This is a genomic window from Hansschlegelia plantiphila, assembly GCF_027922265.1.
In the GTDB taxonomy this organism is placed as follows: domain Bacteria; phylum Pseudomonadota; class Alphaproteobacteria; order Rhizobiales; family Methylopilaceae; genus Methylopila; species Methylopila plantiphila.
Window position 1 is genome coordinate 202845 of sequence record NZ_BSFI01000002.1, and the last position, 18558, is coordinate 221402.

The following is an 18558-nucleotide window of genomic DNA, read 5'->3' on the forward strand; positions in this document are numbered from 1 at the left end:
CCCATAGGGCCCCATGTTAACCCAAATCATCCCGTCGAGACGGCGTAACGACGGCTTCCGAGTAGGATGCCGGTCGTTCTGGTCAGCGGCCGAAAAGGCTGCGGGCTCGACGTTCGACGTCCGCTTCCTGGCGGAGCCGTTCACGGGGGACGGCGTGCTGGATGCGGGGGCGCATGGACCGGTTCGTATCCAATTTCACCAATCGGCTGGACGCGAAGGGTCGCGTTTCGATCCCCGCGCCCTACCGGGCGACGCTCGTGCGGGACGGGTTCGAGGGCCTGTTCCTGCATCCCGCCCTCGACCAGCCGGCGCTCGACTGCGGCGGGACGGCGCTGCTGGCGGAGATCGATCAGCTGCTCGGGGGACTCTCGCCCTATTCGGACGAGCGGGACAGCCTCTCGACCGCGTTGCTCGGGGTGAGCGAGGCGCTGAAGGTGGACGGAGAGGGGCGCGTCATCCTGACCGAGAGCCTGAAGTCCTACGCGGGGATCACGGATCAGGCGACGTTCGTCGGTCACGGGGTGAAATTCCAGATCTGGGAGCCGGAGCGCTTCCGCGCGCATCTCGCGGCCTCGCGGGACAGCCTGCGCGCCTTTCGCCGGCGGCTCGGGATGAGCGCCGCGGCGGACAGCGCGTCGTGAGCTCGCGCAAGGAACGGCCGCGCGGCGGCGGCGAGCCTTACGACCGTCACCGGCCGGTGATGCTCGCGGAGGTGGTCGCCGCGTTGCAGCCGCAGGACGGCGAGGTCTTCCTCGACGGGACCTTCGGCGCAGGCGGCTACTCCCGCGGGATCCTCGAAGCCGCCGACTGCACCGTCATAGGTCTCGACCGCGATCCGACGGCGATCGCCGGCGGCTTCGACATGGTTTCGGAGTTCAAGGGCCGGCTGACGCTGGTCGAGGAGCGTTTCTCGGAGCTCTCCGGCGCGATCGACGATCTCGGCGTCGCCGCGCTCGACGGCGTCGTGCTCGACGTCGGCGTGTCTTCTATGCAGCTCGACCGCGCCGAGCGCGGTTTCTCGTTCCGCAACGAAGGTCCGCTCGACATGCGGATGGGCGGCGACGGCCCGACCGCCGCCGATCTGGTCGCAACCCTCGAGGATAAGGAGCTCGCCGCCATCCTGCGCACGCTCGGCGAGGAGCGCCGCGCCGGCGCGATCGCCCGCGCGATCTGCGCGGAGCGCGAGAAGGAGCCGATCCTCGATACGCTTCGGCTTGCGCGGATCGTCGAGCGGGTGCTCGGCCAGGCGCCCAACGCCATCCATCCTGCGACCCGGACGTTCCAGGCGCTGAGAATCGCCGTCAACGACGAACTGCGCCAGCTCGCCCTCGCGCTGTTCGCGGCGGAGCGTCGCCTCAAGCCGGGCGGCCGGCTGGTGGTGGTGTCTTTCCATTCGCTCGAAGACCGCATCGTCAAGACGTTCCTCGCCGACCGGACGCGCACGCTCTCGGGAGGTTCGCGTCATGCGCCTGCGGCTCCCGTGCCGCCCGCGACCTTCGAGGCGATGACCCGCGGCGTCGAAAAGCCGGGCGACGCGGAGACCGCAACCAATCCGCGGGCGCGCTCTGCGCGGCTGCGCGCGGCTCTCCGGACTGCGGCCCCTGCGCGGGGCGGCGACCCGTTCGCCTTCGGCGCGCCGCGACTGCCGATTCCGAGCCTCATGGGGGACGCGTCGTGAAGATCGCCCGCATCCTCAATGTGGTCGCCCTCGGCGCGCTGGTGGGCGCCGCCGTCACCGTCTACCGCATCAAATACGACGCCACGCTCCACGCCGAGCACGCGCAGAAGCTGAAGCGCGAGATCACGCTCGAAACCGATGCGATCGCCACGCTGAAGGCGGAATGGGCCTATCTCGCGCGTCCCGACCGCGTGCAGGCCTTCGCCAAGCAGCACCTCGCGCTCCAGCCGCTCGGCCGCGACCAGACGGTGCTGCTCGCTTCGCTGCCCGCGCGCCCGGCGCCGGTCGACGAGATCGGCAACAAGCTGGCGGCGCTCGGGCTGAGCGCCGAGGACGCGAGCATCGCCGTGGAGGCGCCGCCGCCGGCGACGCCGGCCGTCAAGAAACCGCCGGCGCCGGCCAAGAAGGCGACCATCGCCGTCAAGCCGGTCGCCGAACTCAAGGCGCCCGCATCGCGGCCGCAGCCCAAGCCGCTGGCGACGCCGAAGCAGGGCGCGCCGATGAACATCACCGACTTCCTCAAGAAAATGGGGCTCGTGCGATGACGGGGCAGGACGTCCTCGACGGAGCGTTTCGCGGCGGCGCCGTCGCCGGCGTCGTGATCGGCCGCGCATCGCTTGCGACCGCGCGACGTCTCGGCGCCTGGTCCGTGATCGCCTGGCGCGCTTCGCGCCGCGTCGTCCGGCTCCTGATCGGCTCGGGCGAGGGGCTTGGGCTGACGACCGGCCGTCTGCGTCTCGCCGCCATCGCGTTCGGCCTCGTCTATCTCGCGATCGTCGGGCGCCTCGTGCAATACGCCGTCGATCCCGCCCAGCAGACCGCCGACGAGGTCGCGCAGACGGTCGCGGCGATCTCGAGGCCCGACATCGTCGACCGCAACGGCCAGGTGCTGGCGACCGACGTCAAGGTCTCGTCGCTCTACGCCGAGCCGAAGAACATCATCGACGTCGACGACGCGACCGAGCTTCTGTCCAAGGCGCTGCCGGGGCTCGACCCCAAGGAGCTGCGCGCCAAGCTGTCGACGAAGCGAGGCTTCGTCTGGATCAAGCGCGAGATCTCGCCGGGCGAGCAGGTCGCGATCTTCCGCCTTGGCATTCCGGGCGTCGGCTTCGTCCAGGAGAACAAGCGCGTCTATCCGAATGGCTCCGAGGTCTCTCACATCCTCGGCTTCGCCGACGTCGACAACAAGGGCATCGCCGGGATCGAGAAGTATCTCGACACGTCCGGCAAGACCGCCGAGGCGGCGGCCGCGGCCGCCCACGGCGAGCGCCTCGCGCCGATCCATCTCGCCCTAGACCTCAAGGTCCAGCATGCGGTGCACGACGAACTCGTCGCCGGCATGCAGAAGTTCAGGGCGATCGCCGCGTCGGCCGCGATCGCCGACGTCAACACCGGGGAGATCCTGAGCCTCGTCTCGCTGCCTGACTACGACCCGAACAGCCCCTCCGACGCGCTGAAGCCGGAGGCCATCAACCGCGTCAACGTCGGCGTGTTCGAGATGGGCTCGACGTTCAAGGCGATGACGCTTGCGATGGCGCTCGACTCCGGCAAGGTCAATCTGCAGAGCCGCTTCGACGCCCGTGCGCCGCTGAAATACGGCCGCTTCCTGATCCATGACTTCCACGCCACGCACCGCATCCTCAACGTGCCGGAAGTGTTCGTGCACTCCTCGAACATCGGCACCGCCCGCATCGCGCTCGCGATGGGCGTCGACGCCCACAAGGCGTTCCTCAAGAAGATGGGTCAGCTCGACCGGCTGCAGACCGAGCTCCCGGAGAGCGCGCGACCGATCGTCCCCGCCCACTGGGGCGAACTGAACACCATCACCATCGCCTTCGGCCACGGCATCGCGATCGCGCCGATCCAGTCGGTGATGGGCGTCAGCGCGCTGGTGAACGGAGGCTACCTCGTGAAGCCGACCTTCCTGCGCCGCACGGTCGAAGAGGCGCGCGCGGAGTCCCCCATCGTGCTCAAGCCGTCGACCAGCGTCGAGATGCGCTATCTGATGAAGCTGAACGCGGAGAAGGGATCGGCCAAGAAGGCCGACATCCCCGGCTATCGCGTCGGCGGCAAGACGGGCACCGCTGAAAAGGTGATCGGCGGCCGGTATTCGAAGACGAAGAACCTGACCGCCTTCACCGCCGTGTTCCCGATGGACGCGCCGAAATACATGCTGCTCGTCGTGCTCGACGAACCGAAGGCGACCTCCGAGACGCACGGCTTCTCGACCTCCGGCTGGAACGCCGTGCCGGTCGGCGGCCAGATTGTCGAGCGCGTCGCGCCGCTGCTCGGCGTCGAGCCGAAATACGACGCTCCGAGCGCGACGGAGCTGCTCGGCAACATCCCCGTCGGCACGGTGATCGGCGAGTGAGCGAAGCCGCCCATACGCTTGGGGCGCTGTTCCCGGACACACGTCTCGCCGCCGCCGCGGCGGCGCTCCCGATCCGGGGGCTGACCGCCGACAGCCGCGCCGTCGAGCCCGGCTTCGTGTTCGCGGCCCTGGCGGGCGCAAGGACCGACGGCGCGCGCTTCGTCGAGGCGGCGGTGGCGGCCGGCGCGGTCGCGATCCTCTCGGAAGCGGAGCTGCCGACCTCGGTTCCGGTCGTGCGCAGCCGCGACGCCCGCCGCGACCTGGCCAGGGCCGCGGCCCGCCTGCACCCGCGCCAGCCCGCGACGATCGCGGCGGTGACGGGCACGAGCGGCAAGAGCTCGACGGTCACCTTCCTCCGCCAGATCTGGACGCAGGCGGGCTTTTCCGCCGCCAGCCTCGGAACGCTCGGCGTCACGGGGCCGTCGGGCGCGACCTATGGCTCGCTGACGACGCCGGACCCGGTCTCGCTGCACCGGACGCTCGACAGTCTGGCGGGCGAAGGCGTCACCCATCTCGCGATGGAAGCCTCGTCGCACGGGCTCGATCAAAAAAGGCTGGATGGCGTTAACCTTAACGCCGTCGGCTTCCTTAATCTCTCACGCGACCACATGGATTATCATCCGACGGTCGCCCATTACCGCGACGCCAAGCTCAGGCTGTTCGGCGAGCTCGCGCCCGCCGGGGCCGCAGCGGTGGTCTGGGCTGACGCGGCGGACGCCTCCTATTTCATCGAGGCGGCGCGGGGCAGGGGGATGAGGCTGCTCACCGTCGGCCGCAAGGGCGAGACCATCCGCCTCGACCATGTCGCCTATGACGGACTGGCGCAGACGCTCTCGATCACTTTCGGCGGCGCCGCGCGCGCCGTCCGGCTGCCGCTCGCGGGCGCCTTCCAGGCGGAGAACGCGCTGGTCGCGGCGGGGCTCGCGATAGCGACGGGCGTCGCGCCGGACGTCGCTTTCGACGCTCTCGAGCATCTGCAGGGCGTGCCGGGACGGCTTGAACTCGTGGGCGAGACGAACGGCGCCGCCGTGTTCGTCGACTACGCCCACAAGCCCGACGCGCTCGCCTCCGTGCTCGGCGCGCTGCGGCCCTTCGCGACCGGACGGCTGATCGTGGTGTTCGGCGCAGGCGGCGATCGCGACCCCGGCAAGCGCCCGCTGATGGGCGAGGTCGCGGCCCGGGGCGCCGACCTCGTCATCGTCACCGACGACAATCCTCGCGGCGAAGACCCCGCCGAGATCCGCGCCGCCATCCTCGCCGCGGCGCCGTCGGCCCGCGAGATCGGGGACCGCAGGCGCGCGATCGAGACGGCGATCGCGGAGGCCAAAACCGGCGACGTGGTCGTGATCGCGGGCAAGGGACACGAAACGGGCCAGATCGTGGGCGATCGGACGCTGCCGTTTTCGGATCACGAGGTCGTTCGCGCGACGCTCACAAGCCAGGGGGACGCCGCGTGAGCGCTCCAAGCAGCGTCGTCGAACCGCTCTGGTCGCCGGACGAGCTCGCGGTCGCGACCTCCGGCCGGATCGTCGGCGAGCCGGCGGCCGCGCTGCTCGGCGTGTCGATCGACAGCCGTACGGTCGCACGCGACGACGTGTTCTTCGCCATCAAGGGCGACGTGCATGACGGTCACCTGTTCGTCGCCGACGCGCTCGCGCGCGGGGCGGGGATCGCGGTGGTCGACGAGGCCCACGCCGGCGAACTGGCGCAGGCCGGCCCTCTACTGGTGGTCGAGGACGTTCTGGCCGCGCTGGTGGCCGCAGGCCGGGCCGCGCGCGACCGGTCGGACGCGAAGATCCTCGCGGTGACCGGCTCGGTCGGCAAGACCAGCACCAAGGAGGCGCTCAAGGTCGCGCTCGCCGGAGACGGGCCGACGCATGCGTCGGCCGCCTCGTACAACAATCATTGGGGCGTGCCGCTCACGCTCGCCCGGCTGCCGAAATCGGCCGCCTATGGCGTGTTCGAGATCGGCATGAACCACCCGGACGAGATCCGGCCGCTGGTGAAGATGGTGCGCCCGCACGTCGCGATCGTGACCAATGTCGAGCCGGTGCACCTGGCGGCGTTCGAGAGCGTCGAGGCGATCGCCGACGCCAAGGCCGAGATATTCGAGGGCCTCGTTCCCGGCGGCCACGCGGTCGTCAACCGTGACAACCCGCATTATGAGCGGCTGGCCGCGGCCGCCCGCGCCTGCGGGGCGGAAGTCGCGAGTTTCGGCGAGCATATCGCATCGGACGCCCGGCTCGACCGGCTCGCGCTGAAGGAGCGGAGCTCGTGCGTCGCGGCCACGATTCTTGGCGAGCCCGTGACCTTCAAGGTGGGCGCGGCTGGCCGCCATCTCGTGCAGAACGCGCTCGCGGTGCTGCTGGCGGCGAAGCTCGCCGGGGCCGACCTCGCGCTCGCCGCGCTCGCGCTCGCCCGTTTCACGCCGCCTTCGGGGCGCGGCCAGCGCTACGAGCTGGAGACGCCGACCGGTCCGCTGCTCGTCATCGACGAGAGCTACAACGCCAATCCGGCCTCGATGCGCGCGGCGCTCGCTCTGCTCGGCCAGACGCCGATCGGCGCCGGCGGACGGCGGATCGCGGCGCTCGGCGACATGCTGGAGCTGGGAGCGACGGCGGAAGAGCTGCACGCTCGCGTCTCCGAGGCGGTCGCGGCCGCCAAGATCGACCTCGTCTTCGCCGCCGGCCCGCTGATGAAGTCGCTCTACGACTCGCTTCCCGCGCAGACGCGCGGCGGCTGGGCGGCGAGCGCCGCAGCCCTCGAGACTCCGCTCATCGAGCGTGTCCGCGGCGGCGACGCCGTCATGGTCAAGGGTTCCAACGGATCACGCATGGCGCCGCTGGTGGCTGCGCTTCGTGGTCGCTTCGCCGCCGTCGCTGTTGACGAGACGGTCACGGCCGGATAGCGCGCCCCATGCTTTATTTCCTCGCCGATCTGTCGGGCCATGTCCCCGGCTTCAACGTCTTCCGCTACATCACCTTCCGCACGGGCGGCGCGGTGATGACGGCGACGCTGTTCGTATTTCTGTTCGGTCCCTGGATCATCGACCAGCTCAGGCTCAAGCAGGGCAAGGGGCAGCCGATCCGTTCCGACGGGCCGCAGTCGCATCTGCTCAAGCGCGGCACGCCGACCATGGGCGGGCTGATGATCCTGTCGAGCCTGATCGTTACCACGTTGCTGTGGGGGAACCTGAGCAACCCCTATGTCTGGATCGTCATGTTCGTGACGGTCGGCTTCGGGGCGATCGGCTTCTACGACGACTATCTCAAGGTCACGAAGCAGAACCATGTCGGCTATTCCGGGCGGATGAGGCTCGCGATCGAGGCCGGCATAGCGGTGATCGCGGTCTATCTGATGGCGATCGCGGCGCAGCCCGGCTCGTTCCACTCGGCCGGCCTGCCGCTGCTCGATCTCGGCTTCTCGACCTCGCTCGCCTTTCCGTTCCTGAAGAACGTCCTGCTCGACCTCGGCTACCTGTTCCTGCTGTTCGGCGCGATCGTGATCGTCGGCGCGGGCAATGCGGTAAACCTCACCGACGGGCTCGACGGGCTCGCGATCGTTCCCGTCATGATCGCCTGCGCGAGCTTCGGCTTCATCGCCTACCTCGCCGGCAACGCCGTGTTCGCGGACTATCTGCAGATCCACTTCACGCAAGGCACCGGCGAACTCGCCGTGCTCTGCGGCGCGGTTTTGGGGGCGGGGCTCGGCTTCCTGTGGTTCAACGCGCCGCCGGCCTCGATCTTCATGGGCGACACCGGCTCGCTCGCGCTGGGCGGCATGCTGGGCGCCGTCGCGGTCGCCACCAAGCACGAGATCGTGCTCGCGATCATCGGAGGCCTGTTCGTGCTCGAAGCCGTCTCGGTGATCGTTCAGGTCGCGTCCTTCAAGCTGACGGGCCGGCGGGTGTTCCGCATGGCCCCGATCCACCACCATTTCGAGCATCTCGGCTGGTCGGAGCCGCAGGTCGTGGTGCGCTTCTGGATCATCGCCGTCGTGCTCGCCCTCGTCGGGCTCGCGACGCTCAAGCTGAGGTGAGCAATGGACGGCGCGAACGGATCCAGAGATTTCGCAGCGGCGCAGTCCGCCGTGCTTCGGGACGCCGTCCTTTGGACGGCTCCGCGGCATGAGGGCGGTGGCGTTTCCGTAGAACTTCCGGTTCCTCATGCCGAGGAGCGACGTTTGGCGGCGGGTCTCGAAGCGCGCGCTTCGCTGGACCGGGGCGCCGCGTTCTTCTGGATCAACCTGGCGCAGAGGCGGGCGCGCGTCTCGTGACGCCTGCGACGTCCTTCAGGGGCAAGCGCGTCGCCGTGTTCGGCCTCGGCGGCTCGGGGCTCGCGACCGTCCGCAGCCTGGTCGCCGGGGGCGCGGAGGTCCTGGCCTTCGACGATTCCGAGCCGAGCGTGGCGAAGGCCGCCGCCCAGGGCCTGCCGACCGGCGATCTGCGCGACGCCGATTTCTCCCGGTTCGATTCGCTCGTGCTCGCCCCGGGCGTGCCGCTGACGCATCCGGCTCCGCACTGGACGGTCGGGCGCGCGCATGCGGCGGGCGTCGAGATCATCGGCGACGTCGAGATCTTCTGCCGCGAGCGCCGCGCCGTCGCGCCGGACGCGGCCTTCGTCGCGATCACCGGCACCAACGGCAAATCGACCACGACGGCGCTGATCGCCCATGTCCTCCGCCAGGCCGGGCGCGACGTCCAGATGGGCGGCAATATCGGGGTCGCGATCCTCGATCTCGAACCGCCGTCCGCCGCGCGCGTCCACGTCGTCGAATGCTCCTCCTACCAGATCGATCTCGCCCCCACGCTCGACCCGACGGTGGGCGTGATGTTGAACCTCTCCGAAGACCACCTCGAGCGGCACGGCGCGATGGAGAACTACGCGGCCATCAAGCGCCGGCTGGTCGCAGGCTCGCGAACGGCCGTGGTCGGGCGCGACGACGCGCTCTCGGCGGCGATCGCGACGTCGCTGGAGCTCGACGGCGTAAAGGTCGTCACGATCTCCGAAAACGACCCTGTCGACCTCTCCGCGGCGCGCGCGCTTCGCGGAGCCCACAACGCGCAGAACGCCAACGCGGCTCTCGCGGTGGCGCGGGCGCTTGGCGTCTCAGACGCGACGGCGCACGCCGCGCTCGAAACCTTCCCGGGCCTCGCGCACCGCATGGAGGAGATCGCGGCGCCGGGCCGCGTCACCTTCATCAACGACTCGAAGGCCACCAACGCCGATAGCGCCGCCAAGGCGCTGGCGTCGTTCCCGAAGGTGTTCTGGATCCTGGGCGGCAAACCGAAGACCGGCGGGATCGATGCGCTCGCGCCATTCTTCTCCCGCGTCGAGCGCGCATACCTGATCGGCGAGGCCGCCGAGGCGTTCGCAGCGACGCTCGCAGCCCACGACGTGCCGCATGCGGTGCTCGGCACGATCGACCGGGCGGTCGCGGCGGCGGCCTCAGACGCCGGGAAGGCGGAGGCCGCGGAGCCCGTGGTGCTGTTCTCGCCGGCCTGCGCCTCCTTCGACCAGTTCCGCAATTTCGAACAGCGCGGCGAAGCGTTCCGGACGGCCGTGCTCGCCCTGGGCGGCGCGACGGCGACGAACCGTTAACCCTAAATCCGCCATGCTGCCGCGTCGCCGCCTGTCGCCGGCGAACCGACGCGATCGCAATCGCCGACAGGGTCACGCCACATGATCTCCCGCGCTGAACGCACCGTCTTTGGCGAATGGTGGTGGACGATCGACCGCGCTCTTCTGTTCGCGGTCGGCGCGCTGATGGTGCTCGGCGTCGTGCTCTCGCTCGCGGCGTCGCCCCCGGTCGCCGAACGCATAGGGCTCGACCTGTTCCACTTCGTGAACCGCCAGGCGCTGTTCCTGCCGCCGGCGATCGCGATCATGATCGGCGTGTCGTTCCTCAGTCCCCGTCAGGTCCGGCGGCTGGCGTGGATCGTGTTCGCGATCGGCATGCTGCTGCTCGCCGTCACGCTCTTCGCCGGCACGGAGATCAAGGGCGCGCGGCGCTGGGTGAGCTTCGCCGGCGTCGTCATCCAGCCCTCCGAGTTCGTGAAGCCGGCCTTCGTCGTGCTCGCCGCATGGCTGTTTGCCGAGGGCTCGGAGCGCCGCGACATGCCTGGCCACATCATGGCGACGGCGCTTCTCGGATCGGTGCTCAGCCTGCTCGTCCTGCAGCCGGACCTCGGCCAGACGATCCTGACCACTACGGTCTGGGGCGCGCTGTTCTTTCTCGCCGGCCTGCCGTGGATCTGGGTCGTCGGCCTCGGCGGCTGCGGCGTGGTCGGCCTCACCGCCGCCTACGAGCTGCTGCCGCACGTCGCCCGCCGCATCGACCGCTTCATGGATCCCGAGACCGGCGACAACTTCCAGATCGAGAAGGCCACCGAGGCGTTCACCTCCGCCGGCTGGTTCGGCAAGGGTCCGGGAGAGGGCACGGTCAAGCGCATCATCCCGGACGGCCACACCGACTTCATCTTCGCGGTCACGGCGGAGGAGTTCGGCGTGCTGTTCTGCATCTGCATCGTCACGATCTACGCCTTCATCGTGATGCGCGGTCTGATGCACGCCCGCCGCGAGCAGGACGGCTATGTCCGCCTGGCGATCGCCGGCCTCTCCATGCTGTTCGGGCTGCAGTCCGCCATCAACATGTCGGTCAACCTCCACATGATGCCGGCCAAGGGCATGACGCTGCCCTTCGTGTCCTACGGCGGATCGTCGATGTTCGCGCTTGCGCTCGGCATGGGCATGCTGCTTGCGCTGACCCGCCGCCGCCCGCGCACCGACACGCTCGCCGCCGAGATCGCCCGTCACGCCCGCAGGCATGAGCGGAGCGAGGGCGCGGAGGCGATGGCGTGACGGTCGAACGGCCGATCCTGCTGGCGGCCGGCGGCACCGGCGGCCATCTCTTCCCGGCCGAGGCGCTCGCCGTCGAACTCGCCCGGCGCGGCGTGGCGGTCGAGCTGATCACCGACGAACGCGCGCTCGCCTACGCCGGCCATTTCCCCGCGCGCGCCGTGCATGCGGCGCCGGCCGACACGCTCCGCGGCGGCGGCCTCAAGGCCTACGCCAAGCTCGCCGCCACGCTTGCGCGCGGCGTCGTCGGCAGCCTTCGGGTGCTGCGCCGCGTGAACCCCGCGGCGGTCGTCGGCTTCGGGGGCTATCCGACGTTTCCTCCGCTGGTCGCGGCCTGGATCCTTCGCATCCCGGTCGTCTTGCACGAGCAGAACGCCGTGATGGGCCGGGCCAACCGCATGCTGGCGAAGCTCGCCTCCGCGATCGGCGCCGGCTTTCCCTCGGTCGCTCATCTGCCGAAGGGAGCGCCGGCGACGCATGTCGGCAATCCGGTCCGCCCGCAGGTGCTGTCCGCAAGCGGCGTGCCCTACCACGCGCCGACCGCCGGCCAGGCCGTCCGGCTGCTGGTGTTCGGCGGCAGCCAGGGGGCCCGCATCATGTCCGAGGTCGTCCCCGCCGCGGTCGCGCTGCTGCCGAGGGAGCTTCGGGAACGGCTGCATGTGACGCAGCAGGCGCGCCCGGAGGACATCGAGGAGGTCCGCCGGGCCTATGACGAGGCTGGGGTCGAAGCCGAGCTGTCGTCCTTCTTCGGCGACATGCCGATGCGCATGGCGCTCGCGCATTTCGTGATCGCCCGCGCAGGGGCCTCCACGGTCGCCGAACTTGCGGTGATCGGCCGTCCGTCGATCCTCGTCCCGCTTCCGCATGCGCTCGACAACGACCAACTCGCCAACGCGAACGCCCTGGCGCTCGCGGGCGGGGCGGTGGTGACGGCGCAGGACCGCTTCACGCCGCAGGCGCTGGCCGATGATCTGAACGCCCGGCTCGCCGATCCGCAAGCGCTGGAAGCCGCAGCCGAGGCCGCCAAGCGTGTCGGCGCTCCGGATGCAGCCTCAAGGCTCGCCGATGTGGTATTGGCGGCGGCCAAAGGGCGGGCGTCCGCCCGCACCCCCGTCTCGACGCCCGTTTTCTGATAGCCGGACTCCCATGAAGCTTCCCCGCGATATCGGCCCCATCCACTTCATCGGCATCGGCGGCATCGGCATGTCCGGCATCGCCGAGGTGCTGGCGAACCATGGCTACAGGGTTCAGGGAACGGACGCCGCGGAGAGCGCCAATGTGAAGCGCCTGCGCGAGAACGGCATAGCGGTCACGATCGGCCACGCCGCCGGGAACCTCGGCGACGCCGAAGTCGTCGTCGTCTCTTCCGCGATCAAGCGCGACAATCCCGAGCTCGCCGCCGCGCGCGAGCGGCGCCTGCCCGTGGTGCGGCGCGCCGAGATGCTGGCCGAGCTGATGCGGTTCAAGACCTGCGTCGCCGTCGCCGGCACCCATGGCAAGACCACGACGACGTCGCTCGTCGCGACCCTGCTCGACGCCGGCGGGATGGACCCGACCGTGATCAATGGCGGCATCATCAACGCCTACGGCACCAACGCCCGCATGGGCGAGGGCGACTGGATGGTGGTGGAGGCCGACGAGAGCGACGGCACCTTCCTCAAGCTGCCCGCGGCCGTCGCGGTCGTCACCAACATCGACCCCGAGCATCTCGACCATTTCGGTACCTTCGACGCGATCAAGACGGCGTTCCGGTCCTTCGTCGAGAACGTGCCGTTCTACGGCTTCGCGGTGATGTGCCTCGACCATCCGACCGTGCAGGAGATGGTCGGCCTGATCGAGGACCGCCGCGTCGTGACCTACGGCGAGACGCCTCAGGCCGATGTGCGGCTGCTCGACCTCGACCTGCGCGGAGGCGTCTGCAAGTTCCGCGTGACGGTGCGCGACCGCAAGACCGGGGCCGTGACTTCGCTCGACGGGCTCGAGCTCCCCATGGCCGGACGCCACAACGCGCTGAACGCGACCGCCGCCATCGCCGTCGCCCACGAGCTCGGCATCTCCGTCGACCAGATCCGCGCCGGCTTGGCCAAGTTCGGCGGTGTGAAGCGCCGGTTCACCCGCACCGGCGAGTGGAACGGCGTCACCATCTTCGACGACTACGGCCACCATCCCGTGGAGATCGCGGCGGTGTTGAAGGCCGCCCGCGCCTCGACCGACGCACGGGTGATCGCCGTCGTGCAGCCGCACCGCTACTCCCGCCTGCACGCGCTGTTCGAGGGTTTCTCGAGCTGCTTCAACGACGCCGACACGGTGATCGTCGCGGACGTGTACGCCGCAGGCGAAGCGCCGATCGAGGGAGCCGACAAGGACGGGCTGGTGGCGGGCCTGCGCGCCCGCGGTCACCGCCACGTCATCGCGCTGGAAAGCCCGCAGGCTCTTGCAGGCGTCGTCGCGAGCGTCGCGCGGCCGGGCGACTATGTCGTGCTGCTCGGCGCGGGCACCAGCACCTACTGGGCGGCCGCGCTGCCGGAGGAGCTCGCCGCCATCGGCCCGGAGGCCGCGGCGTGATAAACATGTCTCCCATGACGATGTCGCGCGAGTTTCTGGTCCGTTCTCTTTCCGCCCTGGAGCCGGCGCTTCAGGCCGAGGGCGTCACGCATCTGGCTCTGTTCGGATCACGCGCTCGCGCAGACCACCGTCCGGACAGCGATGTCGACGTCGTTATCGACGTGCGACCCGGGCATCGGTTCTCATTGCTCGATCTGATCGGCGTCGCGCACGAGATCGAAGGCAGGACCGGACTTCCTGCGAACGTCTTCATGCGCCGAAGCCTCAACTCCAACTTTTCGAAGACGCTGGCGGAAGACGAAATCAAGATCTTCTGATGGCTGACCGTGCGATATACCGCCTTCAGGACATGAAGGCCGCCATTCAGGAGATCGACGCTCTCTTGAGCGGGCGCACGTTCGACGTCATGTACGGCGACAAGGTGGTTCGAGCGGCGTTCGAACGCTTTTTGGAGATCTTGAGCGAGGCCTCGCGCAGCGTCCCCGACGACTGGAAGAAAGCTGCAGCGCCCGAAATCCCGTGGAGAAGGATCGCTGACCTCGGAAATCATATTCGTCACGCCTACCACAAGCTGGACGCCGAGCTTTTGTGGAACGTCTACGAGGATCATCTCGGAGCGCTGGAAGCGGCCGTGGACGACATGCTCGTCAAGCATGCGCCTGAACGCGATCTGACATGACGTCTCTCTCCGATCGCCTATCGTCCGCCATGCCGAAGCTCCGCGGCAGGCTGTCGGCCGCGCAGAGCCTCGCGGAATCGCTCTGGTTCCGCGTCGGCGGCAAGGCGGAAGCGCTGTTCGCGCCTGCCGACGAGGACGATCTCGCCTATTTCCTGAGCCGCCTGCCGGATGGGATTCCCTACACGGTCGTCGGCCTCGGCTCGAACCTGCTGGTCCGCGACGGCGGGCTTCCGGGCGTCACGATACGGCTCGGTCGCCCCTTCGCCACAATCGCGCCGGGCAGGGACGGTGCGCTCTGGGCGGGAGCCGCGGCGGCCGACAAGCGCGTGGCGCTGGAGGCCATGGAGGCGGGGATCGGCGGTTTCGCCTTTTTCGCCGGCGTCCCCGGGGCGATCGGCGGCGCGCTCGCCATGAACGCCGGCGCGAACGGGACCGAGACCTCCGACCGCGTCGTCGAGGTGTTCGGCTTCGACCGGGCCGGCGACGCGGTGACGCTGTCGAACGCCGAGATGGGATACTCCTACCGCCGCTCCTCGGCGCCCGAAGGCGTGATCTTCACCGGCGCGCTGATGCAGGGCGAGCCGCGCGATCGAGACGCCGTCAAGGCCGAGATCGACGCCGTCGTCGCGCATCGCGAGGCGAGCCAGCCGACCAAGAGCCGCACGGGCGGCTCCACCTTCAAGAACCCGCCTGGCCAATCCGCGTGGAAGCTGATCGACGAGGCGGGTTGCCGCGGGCTGCGGATCGGCGGGGCGCAGGTGTCGGAGCTGCACACGAACTTCCTGCTGAACGTCGGGGGCGCCACCGCGGCCGACATCGAGGCGCTGGGCGAGGAAGTCCGACGCCGCGTGAAGGAGACGTCCGGCGTCGAATTGGAATGGGAAATCAAGCGCATAGGGGTGGCGGCTTAGGCGCTGCAACGTGTCAGCTTCTGCTGCTTCACAAAGCTCGTCGTCCTCCGGCTTGACCGGAGGACCCACCTGCGACGTAGAGCTCGGGCTCAACTTGGGTGGTCCGGTCAAGCCGGACCACGACGGCGCTAAATTCTGCGAACGATCCCGGCGCGACCATTTGGCCTCGGGATGACGACCGCCTCCTGGGGGAACTGAGATGTCCAAGCACGTCGCCGTCCTGATGGGGGGCCTGTCCTCCGAGCGGCAGGTTTCGCTCTGGTCGGGAGAGGCCTGCGCCAAGGCGCTGGAAGGCGAGGGATTCCGGGTCACGCGGGTGGACGCCGGACGCGACCTGCCTGAGGTGCTGCACGCTCTCAAGCCCGACGTCGCGTTCAACGCGCTGCACGGCCGCTTCGGCGAGGACGGCACGGTTCAGGGCCTGCTGGAGGTGATGGGAATTCCCTACACCCACTCCGGCGTGCTGGCCTCGTCGCTCGCGATGCACAAGGAGAGGGCGAAGACGGTGATGGCGGCGGCGGGCGTCGCCGTGCCCCGCGGCAAAGTGGTCACACGAGCGGAAGCGGCCAAGGCCCATGTCCTGCCTCCGCCTTACGTTCTCAAGCCCGTCGATGGGGGATCCTCTGTCGGTGTGCTGATTGTTAACGAAGACCATGAGCGACCGCCGCAGGAGCTCACCCGCTCCGACTGGCCGCATGGCGAGAACCTGCTCGCCGAAAATTTCGTTGCAGGAAAAGAGCTTACCTGCGCCGTCCTGAATGGCGAACCGCTCGACGTGATCGAGATCGTGCCCGGCGAGGGCTGGTACGACTTCGAAGCGAAGTACGCCAAAGGTGGCTCGCGGCACGTTCTTCCGGCCGAAATTTCACCCTTTGTTTACCAACAGGTCCGAAAACTGGCGGTAGCGGCGCACAACGCTCTCGGGTGCCGCGGGGTCAGCAGAGCCGATTTCCGTTTCGACGACCGCAAGGGCGGAACGGGCGAACTCGTCTGCCTCGAAGTGAACACGCAGCCCGGCATGACGGAGACGTCGCTCGTGCCGGAACTCGCCGCTTTTGTCGGCATGGGGTTTGGTGAGCTCGTTCGATGGCTAGTGGAGGACGCCTCCTTAGATCGCTAGAAGAGCCGCTCGCTCCGGCCGTGCGGATCCGCGCCGAGCGCGACCGCCCGACGCTGGTCTACAAGACCGACCCGAATATGCGGGCGACGCATGACAGCGTCCGGCAGCCCCGCCCGGACCTCGACGACGTCGACGAGGTTATCGGCGCGAGCCGCTGGTCCAGCTTTCGCTTCAAGCTCGAGCGCGTCGCCCGCAAGCGCCGCGTCGGCCTCGCTCTCACCGCGGCCTTTTTCGCGGGAACCGGCGTCCTCGGCATGATCGACGGCGGGCATTGGCCCGTGGTCCGCGCAGAACTCCTGAATCTCCATGTCACGGCCGCGAACGCCTTCGGTTTCCGCGTCGTCGCGGTCCAGACCGAGGGGCAGAGCGCGCTGACCGACGACGAGGTGCTGCTCGCGCTCGGCGTCAAGGACGACACCGCGCTGCCTTTCCTCGACGTCAAGGCCGCCCGCGAACGGCTGATGGAGAACCCGCTCGTCGAGGACGCGGCGGTCCGCAAGCTCTATCCCGACCGCGTCACCGTCCATCTCGTCGAGCGCAAGCCGTTCGCGCTGTGGCAGCACGACGGCAAGGTCCAGATCCTCGCCGCCGACGGCACCGCGATCGACGAGTTCCGTGATTCGCGCTTTGCGCATCTGCCGCTGGTGGTCGGTCCCGCCGCGAACGAGAAGGCCCAGGCGCTGCTCGACGCGCTCGACGCGGCTCCGAAGATCAAGGCGCAGACCTACGCCGCCGTGCTCGTCGCCGAGCGGCGCTGGAATCTGCGGCTGCGTTCGGGGGTCGAGGTCAAGCTGCCGGAGTCCGGCTTCGCCCCGGCGCTCGCCCGTCTCGAGGTGCTGCAGGAGCGCGACGACATCCTCTCCAGGTGGATCGCGGTCGTCGATCTGCGCTCGCCCGCCCGCACCGTCGTCCAGCTCTCTCCGGAGGCCGCCAGCATCATGGCCGACGCCGACAAGGCCGCCGCAAAGGCCAGAAAGAAGGCCGGCCAGACATGAGCGAAGCCTTTCCATACGGCGTCGTGCCGAAAATGCGTCCGCTGCCGGCCCGCCGCGCGGTGGTGGTGTCGGCGCTCGACGTCGGCACCTCGAAGATCGCCTGCCTCGTGGCGCGTCTGCGCCCGACCGAAGCCGGCGACGCGCTGCCGGACCGCAGCCACATGGTGGAGCTGATCGGCATCGGCCATCAGCGCTCGCGCGGCGTGAAGGGCGGCCAGGTCGTCGATATGGAGGCCGCCGAACAGGCGATCCGCCTCGCGGTCGACGCCGCCGAACGCATGGCGGGCGTCCAGATCGAAAGCGTGATCCTTTCGGTCTCGGCCGGGCGGCTCGCGAGCGAGACCTTCCACGCCGAGGTCGGCATCGCCGGGCATCCGGTCGAGGACCGCGACATCCGTCGCGTGCTCCAGGCCGGCTGCGCCCACTCGGTGCGTCCGAACAGGGCGGTGGTGCATTCGATCGCGACCGGCTTCGGGCTCGACGCCACGCGCGGCGTCAGGGATCCCCGCGGCATGGTGGGCCAGCATCTCGGCGTCGACATGCACATCGTCACAGCCGAGGGGGCGCCGCTCCGCAACCTGATGCTGTGCGTCGAGCGCTCGCATCTCAACGTCGAGACGATGGTCGCGGCGCCCTACGCCGCAGGTCTCGCCTCGCTGGTCGACGACGAGAGCGAAATGGGCGTGACGCTGGTCGACATGGGCGGCGGCGCGACATCGGTCGCGGTCTTTCAGGGCGGCAACCTCGTTCATTGCGACGCGATCGCGCTCGGCGGGCACCACGTCACGCTCGATCTCGCCCGCGGCCTGTCGACCTCGATCGACGAGGCCGAGCGTCTGAAGACGCTGCACGCCAGCGTGTTCCCCTCGATCGCCGACGAGCGCGAGCAGATTGCGGTCACTCCGGTCGGAGAAAACGAGCCGGAAGCCGCGACCTATCTGCCGAAGTCGATGATCGTGAAGATCGTGAAGCCCCGCGTCGAGGAGACGCTGGAGCTGGTAAGGGACCGTCTCAGGGCGTCCGGCTACGGCGCCGAGGCGCGCCGCGTGGTGCTGACGGGCGGCGCCTGTCAGCTTACCGGTCTGCCGGAGCTCGCGAGACGAATTCTGGACAGGCCGGTCCGCATCGGTCGCCCGCTGGGCGTCCGCGGGCTGCCCGAAGCGGCGAAGGGGCCGGCCTTCGCGGCCGGGCTCGGGCTGCTGGTCTTCCCGCAGGTGGCGGCGCTCGAACATGTCGATCCGCGGCGCATGCGGCGAGGCGGCTCGACGCAGAAGAACACATACATCCACCGCGTCGGGCGGTGGCTGAAAGAGAGTTTCTGACCGGCGGCGCGGCGGCCGACGGTCGGGATGGGGCCTTGCGCGCCCCCCGAACGCCGAAAC

General features: G+C 69.4%; 17 protein-coding genes. All 17 read left to right on the plus strand.

The features are described 5' to 3' along the window. Positions 1–173: 173 nt before the first annotated feature. The 17 genes from PKE75_RS02410 to ftsA all read left to right on the plus strand — a co-directional run bounded on the left by PKE75_RS02410 (position 174) and on the right by ftsA (position 18498). Positions 174–641, plus strand: coding sequence for a division/cell wall cluster transcriptional repressor MraZ (locus PKE75_RS02410; RefSeq protein WP_271167095.1), 468 nt, complete (start codon positions 174–176; stop codon positions 639–641). Then, positions 638–1678, plus strand: a complete 1041-nt coding sequence (gene rsmH / locus PKE75_RS02415; RefSeq protein WP_271167096.1) for a 16S rRNA (cytosine(1402)-N(4))-methyltransferase RsmH — start codon at positions 638–640, stop codon at positions 1676–1678. The genes PKE75_RS02410 and rsmH overlap by 4 nt, the downstream gene beginning before the upstream one ends. Beyond that, complete coding sequence (ftsL, locus tag PKE75_RS02420; protein ID WP_271167097.1) at positions 1675–2223, plus strand: cell division protein FtsL; 549 nt, start codon at positions 1675–1677, stop codon at positions 2221–2223. Before rsmH ends, ftsL begins: the two co-directional genes overlap by 4 nt. Further along, a complete protein-coding gene (locus tag PKE75_RS02425) occupies positions 2220–4049 on the plus strand; it encodes a peptidoglycan D,D-transpeptidase FtsI family protein (protein ID WP_271167098.1) in 1830 nt (609 codons plus the stop codon). The genes ftsL and PKE75_RS02425 overlap by 4 nt, the downstream gene beginning before the upstream one ends. Then, entirely contained in the window at positions 4046–5506 is a 1461-nt protein-coding gene (locus PKE75_RS02430) for a UDP-N-acetylmuramoyl-L-alanyl-D-glutamate--2,6-diaminopimelate ligase (protein ID WP_271167099.1), read from the plus strand. The genes PKE75_RS02425 and PKE75_RS02430 overlap by 4 nt, the downstream gene beginning before the upstream one ends. After that, complete coding sequence (locus tag PKE75_RS02435; RefSeq protein ID WP_271167100.1) at positions 5503–6957, plus strand: UDP-N-acetylmuramoylalanyl-D-glutamyl-2,6-diaminopimelate--D-alanyl-D-alanine ligase; 1455 nt, start codon at positions 5503–5505, stop codon at positions 6955–6957. The genes PKE75_RS02430 and PKE75_RS02435 overlap by 4 nt, the downstream gene beginning before the upstream one ends. 8 nt (positions 6958–6965) lie before the next feature. Continuing rightward, positions 6966–8087, plus strand: coding sequence for a phospho-N-acetylmuramoyl-pentapeptide-transferase (gene mraY, locus PKE75_RS02440; RefSeq protein WP_271167101.1), 1122 nt, complete (start codon positions 6966–6968; stop codon positions 8085–8087). Positions 8088–8320: 233 nt separating this feature from the next. Further along, the gene (gene murD / locus PKE75_RS02445) at positions 8321–9649 is read left to right on the plus strand and encodes a UDP-N-acetylmuramoyl-L-alanine--D-glutamate ligase (protein WP_271167102.1); all 1329 of its coding nucleotides are present in this window, start codon (positions 8321–8323) and stop codon (positions 9647–9649) included. An 81-nt stretch (positions 9650–9730) separates the two neighbouring features. Next, positions 9731–10909, plus strand: coding sequence for a putative lipid II flippase FtsW (gene ftsW, locus PKE75_RS02450; RefSeq protein ID WP_271167103.1), 1179 nt, complete (start codon positions 9731–9733; stop codon positions 10907–10909). After that, positions 10906–12039 carry an undecaprenyldiphospho-muramoylpentapeptide beta-N-acetylglucosaminyltransferase gene (murG, locus tag PKE75_RS02455; protein ID WP_271167104.1) on the plus strand — a complete coding sequence of 378 codons (1134 nt, stop codon included), beginning with the start codon at positions 10906–10908 and terminating at the stop codon, positions 12037–12039. Before ftsW ends, murG begins: the two co-directional genes overlap by 4 nt. Before the next feature lie 13 nt (positions 12040–12052). Further along, positions 12053–13471, plus strand: coding sequence for a UDP-N-acetylmuramate--L-alanine ligase (gene murC / locus PKE75_RS02460; RefSeq protein WP_271167105.1), 1419 nt, complete (start codon positions 12053–12055; stop codon positions 13469–13471). A gap of 5 nt (positions 13472–13476) precedes the next feature. Beyond that, positions 13477–13788, plus strand: a complete 312-nt coding sequence (locus PKE75_RS02465; RefSeq protein ID WP_271167106.1) for a nucleotidyltransferase domain-containing protein — start codon at positions 13477–13479, stop codon at positions 13786–13788. Further along, positions 13788–14150, plus strand: coding sequence for a HepT-like ribonuclease domain-containing protein (locus tag PKE75_RS02470; RefSeq protein ID WP_271167107.1), 363 nt, complete (start codon positions 13788–13790; stop codon positions 14148–14150). Before PKE75_RS02465 ends, PKE75_RS02470 begins: the two co-directional genes overlap by 1 nt. Then, positions 14147–15061, plus strand: a complete 915-nt coding sequence (murB, locus tag PKE75_RS02475) for a UDP-N-acetylmuramate dehydrogenase (protein ID WP_271167108.1) — start codon at positions 14147–14149, stop codon at positions 15059–15061. The genes PKE75_RS02470 and murB overlap by 4 nt, the downstream gene beginning before the upstream one ends. 199 nt (positions 15062–15260) lie before the next feature. Beyond that, entirely contained in the window at positions 15261–16181 is a 921-nt protein-coding gene (locus PKE75_RS02480; RefSeq protein WP_271167109.1) for a D-alanine--D-alanine ligase, read from the plus strand. Positions 16182–16201: 20 nt separating this feature from the next. Further along, positions 16202–17176 (plus strand): cell division protein FtsQ/DivIB, encoded by a 975-nt coding sequence (locus tag PKE75_RS02485; protein WP_271167110.1) that lies wholly within the window; start codon positions 16202–16204, stop codon positions 17174–17176. After that, the gene (ftsA, locus tag PKE75_RS02490; RefSeq protein WP_271167111.1) at positions 17173–18498 is read left to right on the plus strand and encodes a cell division protein FtsA; all 1326 of its coding nucleotides are present in this window, start codon (positions 17173–17175) and stop codon (positions 18496–18498) included. The genes PKE75_RS02485 and ftsA overlap by 4 nt, the downstream gene beginning before the upstream one ends. Positions 18499–18558: the final 60 nt, after the last annotated feature.

What these genes read in the sequence shown, in the direction of transcription:
- PKE75_RS02410 (WP_271167095.1), top strand. Translation starts at nt 174, where the DNA reads ATGGACCGGTTCGTATCCAATTTCACCAATCGGCTGGACGCGAAGGGT.
- PKE75_RS02470 (WP_271167107.1), top strand. Translation starts at nt 13,788, where the DNA reads ATGGCTGACCGTGCGATATACCGCCTTCAGGACATGAAGGCCGCCATT.
- murC (WP_271167105.1), top strand. Translation starts at nt 12,053, where the DNA reads ATGAAGCTTCCCCGCGATATCGGCCCCATCCACTTCATCGGCATCGGC.
- PKE75_RS02480 (WP_271167109.1), top strand. Translation starts at nt 15,261, where the DNA reads ATGTCCAAGCACGTCGCCGTCCTGATGGGGGGCCTGTCCTCCGAGCGG.
- mraY (WP_271167101.1), top strand. Translation starts at nt 6,966, where the DNA reads ATGCTTTATTTCCTCGCCGATCTGTCGGGCCATGTCCCCGGCTTCAAC.
- PKE75_RS02465 (WP_271167106.1), top strand. Translation starts at nt 13,477, where the DNA reads ATGTCTCCCATGACGATGTCGCGCGAGTTTCTGGTCCGTTCTCTTTCC.
- ftsA (WP_271167111.1), top strand. Translation starts at nt 17,173, where the DNA reads ATGAGCGAAGCCTTTCCATACGGCGTCGTGCCGAAAATGCGTCCGCTG.
- ftsW (WP_271167103.1), top strand. Translation starts at nt 9,731, where the DNA reads ATGATCTCCCGCGCTGAACGCACCGTCTTTGGCGAATGGTGGTGGACG.
- PKE75_RS02425 (WP_271167098.1), top strand. Translation starts at nt 2,220, where the DNA reads ATGACGGGGCAGGACGTCCTCGACGGAGCGTTTCGCGGCGGCGCCGTC.
- murB (WP_271167108.1), top strand. Translation starts at nt 14,147, where the DNA reads ATGACGTCTCTCTCCGATCGCCTATCGTCCGCCATGCCGAAGCTCCGC.